At 52.2% G+C, this 12926-nt stretch carries 15 protein-coding genes and 1 pseudogene; 12 read left to right on the top strand and 4 right to left on the bottom strand.

The genetic code is table 11. From position 1 onward, the window contains the following. From arnC to arnF, 6 genes are read left to right on the top strand one after another with little or no spacing between them, the layout of a single operon-like run. Positions 1–984 carry an undecaprenyl-phosphate 4-deoxy-4-formamido-L-arabinose transferase gene (arnC, locus tag OK409_RS21700; RefSeq protein ID WP_060678746.1) on the top strand — a complete coding sequence of 328 codons (984 nt, stop codon included), beginning with the start codon at positions 1–3 and terminating at the stop codon, positions 982–984. After that, entirely contained in the window at positions 981–2960 is a 1980-nt protein-coding gene (gene arnA, locus OK409_RS21705; protein ID WP_061902466.1) for a bifunctional UDP-4-amino-4-deoxy-L-arabinose formyltransferase/UDP-glucuronic acid oxidase ArnA, read from the top strand. Before arnC ends, arnA begins: the two co-directional genes overlap by 4 nt. Beyond that, entirely contained in the window at positions 2960–3862 is a 903-nt protein-coding gene (arnD, locus tag OK409_RS21710) for a 4-deoxy-4-formamido-L-arabinose-phosphoundecaprenol deformylase (RefSeq protein ID WP_163790196.1), read from the top strand. Before arnA ends, arnD begins: the two co-directional genes overlap by 1 nt. Next, positions 3862–5529, top strand: a complete 1668-nt coding sequence (gene arnT, locus OK409_RS21715) for a lipid IV(A) 4-amino-4-deoxy-L-arabinosyltransferase (RefSeq protein ID WP_264367529.1) — start codon at positions 3862–3864, stop codon at positions 5527–5529. Before arnD ends, arnT begins: the two co-directional genes overlap by 1 nt. Next, positions 5529–5849: a 4-amino-4-deoxy-L-arabinose-phosphoundecaprenol flippase subunit ArnE gene (gene arnE, locus OK409_RS21720; RefSeq protein WP_010257131.1), complete on the top strand. Its 321-nt coding sequence runs from the start codon at positions 5529–5531 to the stop codon at positions 5847–5849. Before arnT ends, arnE begins: the two co-directional genes overlap by 1 nt. Beyond that, entirely contained in the window at positions 5846–6211 is a 366-nt protein-coding gene (arnF, locus tag OK409_RS21725) for a 4-amino-4-deoxy-L-arabinose-phosphoundecaprenol flippase subunit ArnF (RefSeq protein ID WP_022624285.1), read from the top strand. Before arnE ends, arnF begins: the two co-directional genes overlap by 4 nt. Positions 6212–6315: 104 nt before the next feature. Here the strand turns inward: arnF and OK409_RS21730 are convergent, their stop codons facing one another. Next, a complete protein-coding gene (locus OK409_RS21730) occupies positions 6316–6501 on the bottom strand; it encodes a hypothetical protein (protein WP_033774126.1) in 186 nt (61 codons plus the stop codon). A 183-nt stretch (positions 6502–6684) separates the two neighbouring features. Between OK409_RS21730 and OK409_RS21735 the strand changes: the two are divergent. The 3 genes and pseudogenes from OK409_RS21735 to OK409_RS21745 all read left to right on the top strand — a co-directional run. After that, positions 6685–6960 (top strand): annotated as a pseudogene (locus tag OK409_RS21735) (SAM-dependent DNA methyltransferase); the annotation flags it as partial. Positions 6961–7079: 119 nt separating this feature from the next. After that, a complete protein-coding gene (locus tag OK409_RS21740) occupies positions 7080–7412 on the top strand; it encodes a type II toxin-antitoxin system RelE/ParE family toxin (protein ID WP_031292300.1) in 333 nt (110 codons plus the stop codon). Continuing rightward, positions 7409–7699 (top strand): helix-turn-helix domain-containing protein, encoded by a 291-nt coding sequence (locus OK409_RS21745; RefSeq protein ID WP_022624282.1) that lies wholly within the window; start codon positions 7409–7411, stop codon positions 7697–7699. The genes OK409_RS21740 and OK409_RS21745 overlap by 4 nt, the downstream gene beginning before the upstream one ends. Before the next feature lie 269 nt (positions 7700–7968). Here OK409_RS21745 and OK409_RS21750 read toward each other — a convergent pair whose 3' ends face one another. The 3 genes from OK409_RS21750 to pqiB form a co-directional block, all read right to left on the bottom strand. Next, on the bottom strand, positions 7969–8256 hold the full coding sequence (locus OK409_RS21750; protein WP_010257115.1) for a type II toxin-antitoxin system RelE family toxin: 288 nt from the start codon (positions 8254–8256) through the stop codon (positions 7969–7971). Continuing rightward, the gene (locus tag OK409_RS21755) at positions 8253–8504 is read right to left on the bottom strand and encodes a type II toxin-antitoxin system Phd/YefM family antitoxin (RefSeq protein WP_039387444.1); all 252 of its coding nucleotides are present in this window, start codon (positions 8502–8504) and stop codon (positions 8253–8255) included. Before OK409_RS21755 ends, OK409_RS21750 begins: the two co-directional genes overlap by 4 nt. Before the next feature lie 140 nt (positions 8505–8644). Continuing rightward, positions 8645–10297: an intermembrane transport protein PqiB gene (gene pqiB / locus OK409_RS21760; protein WP_264367530.1), complete on the bottom strand. Its 1653-nt coding sequence runs from the start codon at positions 10295–10297 to the stop codon at positions 8645–8647. 594 nt (positions 10298–10891) lie between these two features. Here pqiB and OK409_RS21765 point away from each other — a divergent pair. From OK409_RS21765 to yahO, 3 genes are all read left to right on the top strand, one after another. Then, on the top strand, positions 10892–11218 hold the full coding sequence (locus OK409_RS21765; protein ID WP_245115324.1) for a DUF3302 domain-containing protein: 327 nt from the start codon (positions 10892–10894) through the stop codon (positions 11216–11218). 1 nt (position 11219) lies between these two features. Further along, positions 11220–12356: an HlyD family secretion protein gene (locus tag OK409_RS21770; protein ID WP_033786324.1), complete on the top strand. Its 1137-nt coding sequence runs from the start codon at positions 11220–11222 to the stop codon at positions 12354–12356. Positions 12357–12631: 275 nt separating this feature from the next. Further along, positions 12632–12901 carry a DUF1471 family periplasmic protein YahO gene (gene yahO, locus OK409_RS21775; RefSeq protein ID WP_010257103.1) on the top strand — a complete coding sequence of 90 codons (270 nt, stop codon included), beginning with the start codon at positions 12632–12634 and terminating at the stop codon, positions 12899–12901. Positions 12902–12926: the final 25 nt, after the last annotated feature.

Below are 12926 nucleotides of genomic sequence, written 5' to 3' on the forward strand. Positions count from 1 at the left end.
ATGCGCGATATCAAACCGATCAACATGCTCTCCGTGGTCATCCCGGTCTATAACGAGCAGGAGAGTCTGCCGGAGCTGCTTCAGCGCACCTGCGCCGCCTGTGACTCAATTAAGATTGAGTATGAAATTCTGCTGGTGGATGACGGCAGCAGCGATCGTTCTGCCGAACTGATTGAACAGGCCGCCACCGTTCCCGGCAGCCGGATAACCGGCGTGCTGCTCAACCGCAACTACGGTCAGCATTCCGCCATCATGGCCGGATTCAGCCAGGTCCGTGGCGATGTGATTATTACGCTGGATGCCGATCTGCAGAACCCGCCGGAAGAGATCCCGCGGCTGGTTGACGCCGCGCGTCAGGGTTATGACGTGGTGGGTACCGTCCGTCAGCAGCGCCAGGACAGCTGGTTCCGTCGGAAGGCCTCGCGCACGCTCAACCGGCTGATTCAGCGGGTCACCGGTAAGGCGATGGGCGATTACGGCTGCATGCTGCGCGCCTATCGTCGCCACATCGTCGAGGCGATGCTCAACTGTCACGAGCGCAGCACTTTTATTCCGATCCTGGCCAACACCTTTGCCCGACACACCATTGAGCTGCCGGTGATCCATGCCGAGCGCGCTTTTGGCGATTCGAAATACAGCTTTATGCGGCTGATTAACCTGATGTACGACCTGGTGACCTGTCTGACCACCACGCCGCTGCGATTGCTCAGCGTGGTCGGCAGCCTGATAGCGCTCTCCGGCTTCGCCTTCTCTTTGGTGTTGATCGTGTTGCGACTCTTTTTTGGTGCGGCCTGGGCGGGTGACGGCGTCTTCGTGTTGTTCGCCGTGCTGTTCATGTTTATCGGCGCCCAGTTTGTGGGTATGGGACTGCTCGGGGAGTACATCGGGCGCATTTACAACGACGTTCGGGCACGTCCGCGCTATTTCGTTCAACGCATTGTTCACGCTCCAGAAGAGCCTTCAGTACAGGATATTCAATCATGAAGACCGTTGTTTTCGCCTATCACGACATGGGCTGTGTCGGCATCAATGCGCTGCTAAGTGCAGGCTATGAGATCACCGCCATTTTTACTCACAACGATGTGGCGACCGAAAACCACTTTTTCGGCTCAGTGGCCCGTCTGGCGGCAGAGCATGGCATTCCGGTCTATGCACCTGACGAGGCGAATCACCCGATCTGGCTTGACCGCATCCGTACCATGGCACCAGAGATGATCTTCTCCTTCTACTATCGCCATCTGCTGAGTGATGAGATCCTGCAATGCGCTCAAAAGGGTGCTTTTAACCTGCACGGCTCGCTGCTGCCAAAATATCGCGGCCGGGCACCGCTGAACTGGGCGCTGGTCAACGGCGAAACTGAAACGGGCGTTACGCTACATCGCATGGTAAAGCGCGCGGATGCCGGTAATATTCTGGCGCAGCAGAAGGTCGCTATTGAGGATCAGGACAACGCGCTGACGCTGCATCGTAAACTGACCCAGGCTGCAGTGCAGTTGCTCGGCGACGTTTTACCTCGTCTGCGCGAGGGTGAGGTGAGTGAATGGCCACAGGATGAAAGTCAGGCGACCCGGGTTGACCGCCGCACGGCCGAAGATGGCCGCATTGACTGGAATCAGCCTGCTCAGACGATTCACAATCTGGTCAGAGCGGTTACCGATCCCTGGCCTGGCGCATTCGCCTTTGCCGGTTCGGTTAAATTTATCGTCTGGAAGAGCCGGGTTCATCCGCAGCAGCATCAGGCAAAGCCAGGGACGGTACTTTCTAAGCAGCCCTTCCTGATCGCCTGTGGCGAAGGTGCGCTGGAAATCCAGACCGGCCAGTCCGAGCATGGCGTTTACATGAATGGCAGCCAGCTGGCGCAGAGTCTGGGCATCGTGCCTGGCGCACTGCTCTATTCAAAACCGCAATCAGCGCTGCAACGTCGTACCCGCGTGCTGATCCTTGGCGTTAACGGCTTTATCGGTAATCATCTCACTGAGCGTTTGTTACAGGATGAGCATTTCGAGGTCTATGGCCTGGATATCAGTTCAGACGCGATCAGCCGCTTCCTGGATCATCCGCGCTTCCATTTCGTCGAAGGGGATATCGCTATCCATTCCGAATGGATTGAGTATCACATCAAAAAATGCGACGTCATCCTGCCGCTGGTAGCCATCGCCACGCCAATTGAGTACACCCGCAATCCACTGCGCGTGTTTGAGCTCGATTTCGAAGAGAACCTGAAAATCATTCGCGACTGTGTGAAGTATCAGAAGCGCATCATTTTCCCATCCACTTCAGAAGTTTACGGCATGTGTACCGATGCCAGCTTCGATGAGGATTGCTCTAATCTGGTCGTCGGGCCGATCAACAAACAGCGCTGGATCTACTCGGTATCCAAACAGCTGCTGGACCGCGTTATCTGGGCCTACGGCGAAAAAGAGGGGCTGCGTTTTACCCTGTTCCGTCCGTTCAACTGGATGGGACCGCGTCTGGATAACCTTAATGCAGCGCGCATCGGCAGTTCCCGCGCGATCACTCAGCTCATTCTTAACCTGGTAGAAGGTTCGCCCATTAAGCTGATCGACGGCGGTAAACAGAAGCGCTGCTTTACCGATATTCAGGATGGTGTTGAGGCGCTATTCCGCATTATCGAAAACAAACAGCTGAATTGTGATGGTCAGATCATCAATATCGGTAATCCGGACAACGAAGCCAGTATCAAAGAGCTGGCCGAGCAGCTGCTGGCCAGCTTTGAGCGTCATCCGCTGCGCAGCCAGTTCCCGCCGTTTGCCGGTTTCCGCGAAGTAGAAAGCAGCAGCTACTACGGCAAAGGCTATCAGGATGTGGAGCACCGTAAACCGGCTATCCGCAATGCGCGTCGCCTGCTCGGCTGGACACCGACCGTGACGATGGATGTCACTATCGACAACACGCTCGACTTCTTCCTGCGCACCGTTGAGCCACAGGCTGATAAGTGATGAAGAAGATCGGTCTGCGGATTGACGTAGATACCTGGCGCGGCACGAAGCAGGGCGTGCCGGCGCTGCTTGAGCTGTTCCGGCGTCATGCGGTGCGGGGCAGCTTTTTCTTCAGCGTGGGACCAGACAACATGGGCCGCCATCTCTGGCGGCTGGTGAAACCGGCGTTTCTTATGAAGATGCTGCGCTCCCGTGCCGCGTCGCTCTATGGCTGGGACATCCTGCTCGCCGGAACGGCCTGGCCGGGAAAGCAGATGGGACGGAGATTGCGGCACATCATGCAGGACGCCACTCGTCAGCACGAAGTCGGTCTGCACGCCTGGGACCACTTTGCCTGGCAGACCTGGGCCGGCGTCTGGCCGCAGGATAAGCTGGTTGAGCAGATAGCACGCGGCACCGAAACGCTGAGTGAGATACTCGGTCATCCTGTCAGCTGTTCGGCCGCCGCGGGCTGGCGAGCCGATGGCCGGGTGATCGCCGCCAAACAGGACTTTGGCTTTCACTACAACAGCGACTGTCGCGGCAGCGGCCCGTTCCGGCCCATGCTGCCGGATGGACAGATCGGTACCGTACAGATTCCGGTGACGTTGCCCACATGGGATGAAGTGGTTGGCCGCGAGGTCAGCGCAGAAGGCTATAACGACTACATTCTGGCGAAAATGCTCTCTTCTGATGATGGGGCGGTCTACACCGTGCATGCCGAAGTCGAAGGGATTATCGGCTACCCGGACTTTGACCAGCTGCTGGCTGCTGCGGCCCGTCACGGCATTCAGTTCTGTCCGTTAAGCGAGCTGCTGCCCGACGATCTAAGTACCTTGCCGGTGGGCAGGGTGGTCAGAGGCGAAATCCCCGGACGGGAAGGGTGGCTGGGCTGCCAGAAACTGACTGAAGAGGCGAACTAGTGCGGATACGTAACAACACGAAGTGGCTACTTTTTTTCAGCTTTTTTATTCTCTATTACCTGCTTCCGCCGATGTTCCGCGATCTCTGGCAGCCGGATGAGACCCGTTATGCGGAGATCAGCCGGGAGATGCTGGCAACCGGTAACTGGGTGACGCCACACTTCTTCGGTCTGCGCTATTTTGAAAAACCAATTGCGGGTTACTGGGTCAACTCGCTGGGTCAGTGGCTGTTTGGCCACAACAACTTTGGCGTGCGGGCGGGATCGATATTCTCCACGGCGATGACCGCCGTGCTGATCTACTGGCTCGGCAGGCGGTTGTTTGGTTCGGTACGCACGGCTGCCGTCGGCACGATTATTTTCCTCAGTTCGCTGCTGGTCTATGGCGTTGGCACCTATGCGGTGCTCGATCCGATGCTGATGCTCTGGCTGGCTGCCGCGATGTGCAGCTTCTGGCTGGCGACGGAGGCCAGCGGACGCGCCGAGCGGGCGGGCGGCTATCTGCTGCTGGGTCTCGCCTGCGGCATGGGGTTTATGACCAAAGGCTTTCTGGCGCTGGCAGTGCCTGTGCTGGCGATTCTGCCTTGGGCGATCTGGCGGCAGCGACTGCGCGAACTGCTCTGCTTCGGTCCGCTGGCGCTGCTCTCAGCCGCGGCGATCAGCGCACCCTGGGCGCTGGCGATCTATCATCAGGCACCGGATTTCTGGCACTACTTCTTCTGGGTTGAGCATATCCAGCGCTTTGCTGAGGACAATGCCCAGCACAAAGCGCCTTTCTGGTATTACCTGCCGGTTCTGCTGCTGGGAACGCTGCCGTGGCTGGCGCTGTTACCGGGCGCATTGATGACCGGCTGGCGCGAGCGTCAGCAGCATCCCGGTGCGCTCTATCTGCTGAGCTGGACGGTGATGCCGCTGCTGTTTTTCAGCCTGGCAAAAGGCAAGCTGCCAACCTACATTCTTCCCTGTTTTGTGCCGCTGTCGCTGCTGATGGCGCACTATGGCCTGAACGCCGCACAGCGGGCAGGGCGCGCATTAACAGTCAATGGCTGGCTCAACCTGATTTTCGGCATCATTACCTTGGCAACGGTCGTGCTGGTGCTCGCTCCCTGGAGTGTGACGCATCATCCGCTGTTCGCCACGCACGAGATGCTGAAGCTTGCGCTGGGGGCACTGGCATTTCTCATCTGGGGGCTGGTGGGCGCATATAGCTGCCGCTCTGCACAGCGCCGCTGGCTGGCGGCCGCGCTTTGCCCGCTGGGCGTCGCCCTGTTTATTGGTACGGCAATCCCGGATAAAATCCGCGACGCCAAACAGCCGCAGCGTTTTGTCTCGACGATCAGCCAGCGTCTGGCCTCAAGTCACTTTATCCTGGCGGACAATCCCGGCGTGGCATCTGCCGCAGCCTGGCATCTGCAACGTAGCGATATCGGCTTCTATGACACCAAAGGCGAGCTGGAATATGGGCTGAGTTACCCGGATGCGCAATCCCGCTTTGTCTCTCAGGCGGACTTCGGCGGCTGGCTTGCCGATCATCGCCGTACGGGAAGCGTATCACTGCTGTTGCTGGTTGATTCAGTACACAGTGATATCGGCGAGGATGTTCCGGTGCCGGACGCCGTCTATCGCCAGGGCAGGCTGGTCTGCCTCTATTACAGTCAGATGAAGTGATGCTGCTGCTGATTGTACTGGTCAGTCTGCTCAGTTGCAGCGCGCAACTGTGCCAGAAACAGGCGACTCACGCGGCATCGCGCCGGGTCCGCTTAAGCTGGATTGGGGTGAGCGTGCTGTTGCTGGGTGTCGCGATGCTTCTCTGGCTGCTGGTCCTGCAGCGGGTGCCTGTCAGCCAGGCCTATCCGATGCTGAGCCTTAACTTCATTTTCGTTGCGCTGGCAGGACGCATCCTCTGGCGCGAGCGCCTGACGCTGCGGCAGATCTTCGGCACGCTATTGGTGGTGACGGGTGTGGCGCTGATGGCGAGCCAGCTATGAAAGGGTATGGATGGGTCGCATGCAGCGTGCTGCTGGTCTCAGCGGCACAGCTGATGATGCGCTGGGCGATGCCGCGACTGCCCGATGTCAGCAGCATAACGTCGCTGCCTGCTGTTGCCCTGCTGCCCGCCTTGCTGCTGCTGGCCGGGCTGGGCGCTTATGGAATTTCGATGCTCTGCTGGATTAGGGCGCTGCGCTATTTTCCACTGAACCGCGTCTATCCGCTGCTCAGCCTCAGTTATGTGCTGGTGTGGCTGGTGGCTGTCTGTCTGCCGGTATTCCATGAGGCGTTCAGCTGGCACAGCCTGGCGGGCGTAGTGATTATTGTCATCGGCCTGCTGTGTATTGTGGTTAAGCCCTGATTTAAGAATATTGTTAGTGTTTTCGCATCAACTATGCTTTTTCTTAGCCTTTTCGGGCAGCGATTAAGGCTAAACGCGTACAGGGATTAACAGGTAACGGCTGGTTAGCAGAGCGGTTTTATCTTAGTGGCTAACGCACCTATATCGCTGACCATCAGATCGGGTGCAGGTGCTAGTGGGTAGAGTGCCTGCCCTTTGCGGGTAACAAATGCAGTTTTCATGCCTGCATGTTTTGCTCCACCCACATCCCAGCCATGCGCAGCCACCATCATGCACTCTGAGACGGGCATGCCCATCTCTTTCATCGCTTACTGATGCGCTGGGGAGACTCTATCCGCTGAAACAGGCATGCAATGAGAACGGGGACTGTGAAACGTTCATGTTTGCAGAAATGTACTGCGGCGGGATAACGGACATTTATGCCCGTATCGGTGTGCGTTACTTCCGCCTGCTTAATTACACCCACATAACCGATGCTACCTTATGCAGATTGCCTGATTGAAGTCGGATTTAATCCATCAGTTCAGATGTCCGTCAGTTGATTTGATATTGATCCTGTCACGGTGGATATGGCGTTTATACAGCTTTCCCTGCTGGGCATTGCAGCCGAGGTTGTCACCGGTAATACGCTGACGCTGGAGTTTAACCGGGTGCGCTATACACCGGCTTACTATCTCAACGATTTTGAAGAACGTCTCAAAAGCCAGCGCCGGATCAAGGCGATGCTGGATTTTATAAGGGCAATGTAGGCCATGGACAAAACAGCAGGAAACTACATGGTAGGGAAGCAGTGGTTACGGGTTTGTATGGGGTGCATGAGTAATGCAGAAATTGCACAATATACGAAATTTCGTATAATGAGGTGATGATGCGTAAGAAAATCAGTTTTATTGACAGCAGTCTTGAGGATCTACGGGCTTTCCCGGAAGAGGCCCGGACCGCATCAGGGTATCAGCTTGACCTGATCCAGCAGGGACTGGAGCCGGACGACTGGAAGCATTTTGCTACGGTAGGTCAGGGAGCACGTGAAATCCGAATCCGGGGTAATGACGGCATTTTCCGGATCATGTATGTCGCCAAATTTGAAGAAGCCGTGTATGTGCTGCACTGTTTCCAGAAAAAGACACAAAAGACCAGCCAGAGTGACGTAGAACTTGCCCGAAATCGTTATCGCCGATTGGTTGAGGAGCGTAAAAAATGAATATTCAGACTTTTGATAATGTGTGGGACGCTCTTAGCGAAACGCCAGAGCAGGCGGAAAATATGAAACTCCGCGCCGAGTTAGTAGGCCGCCTGAATAGCTGGATTAAACGTAATGGCCTGAATCAGGCCACTGCTGCTGCTGCGCTGGGCGTTTCACAGCCCAGAGTGTCCGAGCTGGCAGGAGGTCGGATCAACTGCTTTTCAATTGATAAGCTGGTCAGCATGATGTCACATGCCGGACTGCACATAACCAGTATTGAGATAAGCGAACCAGAGGAAGCTTGAGCTGCCTTTTTGCATCGCGCGAACTGCCAGGACGGTAGCCCCTTCGGGGCAGGATAAACCCGGCGCTGATGCACCGGCTATACCCTTTCACCTGACCGTCTTCATCCCTTCCCATCTGACGCTGATAGCTTGCCGTTTCTGCTATCAAGTGACACTACCAAATTGGCCATCTGCAGAAGTGCGCATAATGTAATTTATGTTAAATAAAGTGTCTGATTATCAATATCGCTTGAATTACGTCAATACTCATCGGACACAGCCCTCCCTCCCTACCGCATCCTTTCACTGGCAAGATGATAAACATCGCTGCGCTCGCGTTTACCCACAGCAACAACGGCAATCACCAGCTGGTCGTCTATTACCTGATAAACCAGGCGAAACCCGGACGCTCTGAGTTTGATTTTATAGCAGTCTTTAATCCCACGTAGTCTGGCAGAAGGAATATGGGGATTGTCACAACATTTCTTCAGTTTTTTGGCAAACTGCTGCTGGAGAGATTTGTCCAGCTTCTGCCACTCTTTAAAAGCCTCTTCCCTGAATTTGACGGTATAACTCACAAAAGCGCATCCAAATCGACATCAAGCAGACGCTGGCCGCTGCGTTCACTGACGAGCTTAACCAGTTCCTGATCGTCAAGGGCATCAAGCATCTGTTCATAAAGCTCAGCCGGGACGCAATAGAATGCAGGCTGGTTGCGGTTAAGAATGGCGACAGGATAACCGTCACCTGCATTAACCGTGGCCATCGGGTTTTTCTTCAGTTCGCTTACGCTGGCACTGGTATCGCTTAAAATAATGTTTGGCATAGAGCCTCCAGGACTGCTTAACAGGTCTTTATAGTAGCAGCCTGAAGACCTGATAACCAGTCTCTTTCAATAGATACAAATGGCTATGTTTGATGAACTGCAAAGGCTGAATGAGCTATTTGAAATGCCGGAAGATGGGGTTATTTTTCATTTCTCTTTTTCGCGCCGACAGGAACAGGATCGTCAGTTGCAGCATCCTGAATAATCAGCGCGTTGCTTTTCTTATCTAATGTCTTGAGAAGTGGCTGCAATTCTCTGAGCACAAGGTCCAGGCGCTGCATATCCCCCGTCAATTTTTGATATACGGGCGATCCAGGCTGAATACCTTTTATGCTGCGGCTGAGCTGTTGCAGGCTTTGCTGCATATCCTCAGACAGTGTTTTCATTGCAGGGCTGCTGATAAATCCATCAATATGCCTGAGCGATTTTTGTATTTCTGTCATGGTGCGCTGACTTTGTTTTAGCGTACCGGTCGCAACTGAAATCAGTGGCCGAAGCGGAAGGCTGTTCATCTTATCCACTATAGCCACAATCTTTTGCTGTATCTGGTTTAAACCACCAGGCGTTGTGGGGATGACTTTGTAACCCGCGACGATATCCGGTCCTTTGTCGGGTGCAACATTTGCATAATAGTCTAAGTCGATAAACAGCGAACCGGAAAGCAGACTGCCTGTTTTCAGGGAGCCTCTTAACCCCTGTTTTTTACCCAGCTGTAGCTTTTTCTCCAGGTCAAAGTCTTCCCTCATACCGCTCATGAATCTCTGGGGTTCAATGTGAATCAGTACGGGAACCTCATAATGGCTGCGAAAATTCTGGGTTATCTCTGGCGAGTTAAAAGGAACCTGAGCAACCGTCCCCAGGCGTATTCCACGAAACTCGACAGGCGCGCCTGCCTGAAGTCCGCGAACAGAATCGGAAAAGAACATCACGAAGTCGAGGTGTTCGGTATACCGAGAATTCGCGATGCTTCGCAGATCGTCATAAAGAGTATAAGTTGCTACGCCCTTAACCGGCTGGCCCAGGGCCACGCCTTCAGGCAGGTCAAAACTGACCCCGCCACTTAATAATGTGGTGATGGACCCCATCTCCACGTGCATCCCGGATGAGGATAAATCCACAGCAATCCCACTATTCTTCCAGAAACGAACGTTTGAGGTGACAAGCTGATCAAAGGGCGAAGCGATAAAAACCTGATAACGCATCATCCTTTTTTCCATATCAAACCGGCTGTTCTCGACTGACCCGACACGCAGGCCGCGAAACAGAACCGGGTAGCCCGGCATGAGTTGCCCCGCTTCACGACTATTAAGCGTGATTCTGATCCCCTTTGCATTCGGTGAGGCCTGGGGAGGCGCATCTGACAGCTGATAACGTTCCAGCGCTGGCCCCGGAGAACCTGGCTGTAAGGCTATATAGGCGCCTGAGAACAAGGTACTTAAGCCCGTTATTCCTTCGAATCCAATTTCAGGCCTGACCACCCAAAAAGCGCTATTGCCGTTCAATAGTTTTTGCATACCAGTGTGCATGCGAACCTTGATCTCGACGTGCTTAAGATCGTCAGTAAGCTCGGTACTTTCAACGACACCCACATCAATGTTGCGGTTTTTTATTACGGTTTTACCTGCCTTAATCCCCTGTGCGTTTTCGGTCATCAGAATCACCAGAGGTCCCTGCTGGCTTTTATGGTAATACAATAAAAAGGCACCGATGAGCAGCGTGACAAAGGGAATGATCCAGACAGAAGACCATCTTTTGTTGGGGTTTACATGAGCACTATCCGGCTTATCCGACAAAGTATGGACTCGTGTAAGAACAGAGTAACCTGAACTTTTCAGGGCGTTCTGTTGAAGAAGGATTCGATCTCAGGGCTATGTATTCGCTCGTCTTTCCTGAGGCCATGATAGTTAATCTCATCATTAAGCGTTAAATTTAGATAAGTCAGGATCATAAAATCTACTATCAAACTGAGATCCATTATTTTCCAGTAAATAATGGATCGGATAGTATGTAATAACTTCGGAACAGGAGGGTTAATAAGTATAAAGATATTTTTTTAAATAAAGCTTAAAAAATACAAATCTGTGATCAACGTGTCATGTTATTTTAATAAAACCAAATCAAGCAGTTACCCATACCAGGGAAGTTAAAGACTCAAAATAAAGAGGAATAATTCTGCGTTTAAAGTGTAATAAATCCACTAAAATCATCACTAATGAATAGGATTGTTTATCCCCGTCATTGCTGGAGTGCCTCAAATCCCTGAGCACAGCATGATTTTCTGGTATTGCGTCTGTCAACAAGGTGTGTCAGGTTAACTCTTTTACGAATAGAAACATTCTTGCAGACGTTCTAATTTCACTTCGCATTCCAATTTAGCAGAGGCACCTATGTTCCTTAACTATTTTGCTTTGGGTATGCTGATCTTCGTTTTCATAATTATTTTTTATGGAATTATCGTTCTTCATGATATTCCCTATTTAATCGCAAAGTCCCGTAATCATCCTCATGCCGATGCCATTCACGTCGCAGGTTGGGTAAGTTTGTTTACACTGCATGTCATATGGCCTTTCCTGTGGATCTGGGCCACTCTTTATCGTCCGGATCGTGGTTGGGGTATGCAGAACCAGTACACTTCATTACTGGAACTGCAGCAGCGCATAGCAGAACTGGAGCGTTTACAGGCTGATTCGAAACCGCTGCGACCGGAGCGATGATATGGATCTGCTCATTATTTTAAGCTACGTTGCGATAGCCTGGGCTGTTTTTAAAATATTTCGCATACCCGTCAATAAATGGACAGTGCCAACAGCGGCCCTCGGTGGCGTTTTTCTGGTCAGCGCGCTAATTCTGCTAATGAATTATAACCATCCCTATACGTCACTGGCACAAAAAGCGGTTGTCGCGATTCCTGTTACCCCACAAGTGACCGGCGTCGTAAATGAAGTTACTGATAAAAAAGAAGTGCTTATTAAAAAGGGAGAAATGCTCTTCACCCTGGATCAGACTCGTTATAAGGTCCGCGTCGAAAGATTACAAGCCGACCTGAGCACCGCTATTAACAATATTGAAGCGATGAAAGGACAATTAAGCGAAGCCGTTGCCTACACAACCCATGTATCTGCTGAGCGGGATAGATTATTTCTGGACTATCAACGCTATCTCAAAGGCAGTAAGGCGAAAGTCAATCCATTCTCCGAACGTGACATTGATAATGCCAGGCAGGCATTTCTGGCGCAGGATGCCCTGGTAAAAGGTTCACTGGCGGAACAGGAGCAGCTCAGAAGCCAGTTGACCAGTGTATCAGGAGGAGAACAATCCCAGATAGCCAGTCTGCGCGCGCAATTAGCAGAAGCCCGGTATAACCTGGATCAGACAGTTGTTCGCGCACCCAGTGATGGTTATGTCACTCAGGTCTTAATCCGTCCCGGAAGCTACGCAGCCGCCCTGCCGCTGCGTCCGGTCATGATATTCATTCCTGTACAAAAACGTCAGATCATTGCTCAGTTCAGACAAAATTCCCTGCTTCGCCTGACGGCGGGAGATGAAGCAGAGGTCGTTTTTAATGCCCTTCCGGGACAGGTATTCTCAGGAAAACTGCTCAGAGTTTTGCCAGTGGTTCCAGGCGGAGCTTATCAGGCACAGGGAACGGTGCAATCACTGAGCCTTGCTTCAGGTTCTGATGGCGTATTAGCCATAATTGAATTAAACCCAAATCAGGACGTTGATGCATTGCCAGACGGCATATTTGCTCAGGTTGCGGTCTATTCTGACCACTTCACGCATGTTTCGGTCATGCGTAAAATTTTGCTGAGAATGACCAGCTGGGTGCATTACCTCTACCTGGATCACTGATGATGATAAATATATCCTTAACTTTCCATCGATTAACCGTTTGCCCCCTTTCAGAAGAAGTTAATCAGAACAGTTATGAGCGGCCTGACTTTGTAATAAGCCCTGATTTGAAATTACCCTGAAAACACGATGGGTGGTTAATTAAATTACTGATCGGTTATCACAAAACAGGATCGTAAATAAGCTTTTGAAATAGCTGTTTGCATTGAATATGCTATGTTTTAAATGTAGTTACGAATTCTAATCGTCTTTTATAACATTCCGAGGATACGCATATGAAAAAATTAATTTTTGGTGTGGTTATTTGCTCTTTATCGTTTGGCTCATTTGCTGCCGAAATGATGTCAAAGAATGATTTTATGAAAGTGAAGGATCAGTATGAAAAGATAGGCGATATCTCAACATCAGGTGAGACCAGCCCTTCAGATGCAAAAGCGGAGCTATCAGAAATGGCCGATAAAAAAGGCGGCGATGTGTTCGTGCTGACCTCAGCTAATACGAATAACAAAATTAAAGGTACCGCTGATGTATACAAGAAAAAATAGTGAAGTAACGAAGCTATCTGTCTGA

The organism is Pantoea sp. RG18 (assembly GCF_025910075.1).
In the GTDB taxonomy this organism is placed as follows: Bacteria; Pseudomonadota; Gammaproteobacteria; order Enterobacterales; family Enterobacteriaceae; genus Pantoea; species Pantoea agglomerans.

Bases quoted from the DNA above. Each gene is read 5' to 3' on its own strand.
- arnC (WP_060678746.1), top strand. From the start codon at position 1: ATGCGCGATATCAAACCGATCAACATGCTCTCCGTGGTCATCCCGGTC.
- OK409_RS21765 (WP_245115324.1), top strand. From the start codon at position 10,892: ATGTTCCTTAACTATTTTGCTTTGGGTATGCTGATCTTCGTTTTCATA.
- yahO (WP_010257103.1), top strand. From the start codon at position 12,632: ATGAAAAAATTAATTTTTGGTGTGGTTATTTGCTCTTTATCGTTTGGC.
- arnA (WP_061902466.1), top strand. From the start codon at position 981: ATGAAGACCGTTGTTTTCGCCTATCACGACATGGGCTGTGTCGGCATC.
- OK409_RS21755 (WP_039387444.1), bottom strand. From the start codon at position 8,504: ATGCCAAACATTATTTTAAGCGATACCAGTGCCAGCGTAAGCGAACTG.
- arnF (WP_022624285.1), top strand. From the start codon at position 5,846: ATGAAAGGGTATGGATGGGTCGCATGCAGCGTGCTGCTGGTCTCAGCG.
- OK409_RS21740 (WP_031292300.1), top strand. From the start codon at position 7,080: ATGCGTAAGAAAATCAGTTTTATTGACAGCAGTCTTGAGGATCTACGG.
- OK409_RS21730 (WP_033774126.1), bottom strand. From the start codon at position 6,501: ATGCCCGTCTCAGAGTGCATGATGGTGGCTGCGCATGGCTGGGATGTG.
- OK409_RS21770 (WP_033786324.1), top strand. From the start codon at position 11,220: ATGGATCTGCTCATTATTTTAAGCTACGTTGCGATAGCCTGGGCTGTT.
- arnE (WP_010257131.1), top strand. From the start codon at position 5,529: ATGCTGCTGCTGATTGTACTGGTCAGTCTGCTCAGTTGCAGCGCGCAA.
- arnD (WP_163790196.1), top strand. From the start codon at position 2,960: ATGAAGAAGATCGGTCTGCGGATTGACGTAGATACCTGGCGCGGCACG.
- OK409_RS21745 (WP_022624282.1), top strand. From the start codon at position 7,409: ATGAATATTCAGACTTTTGATAATGTGTGGGACGCTCTTAGCGAAACG.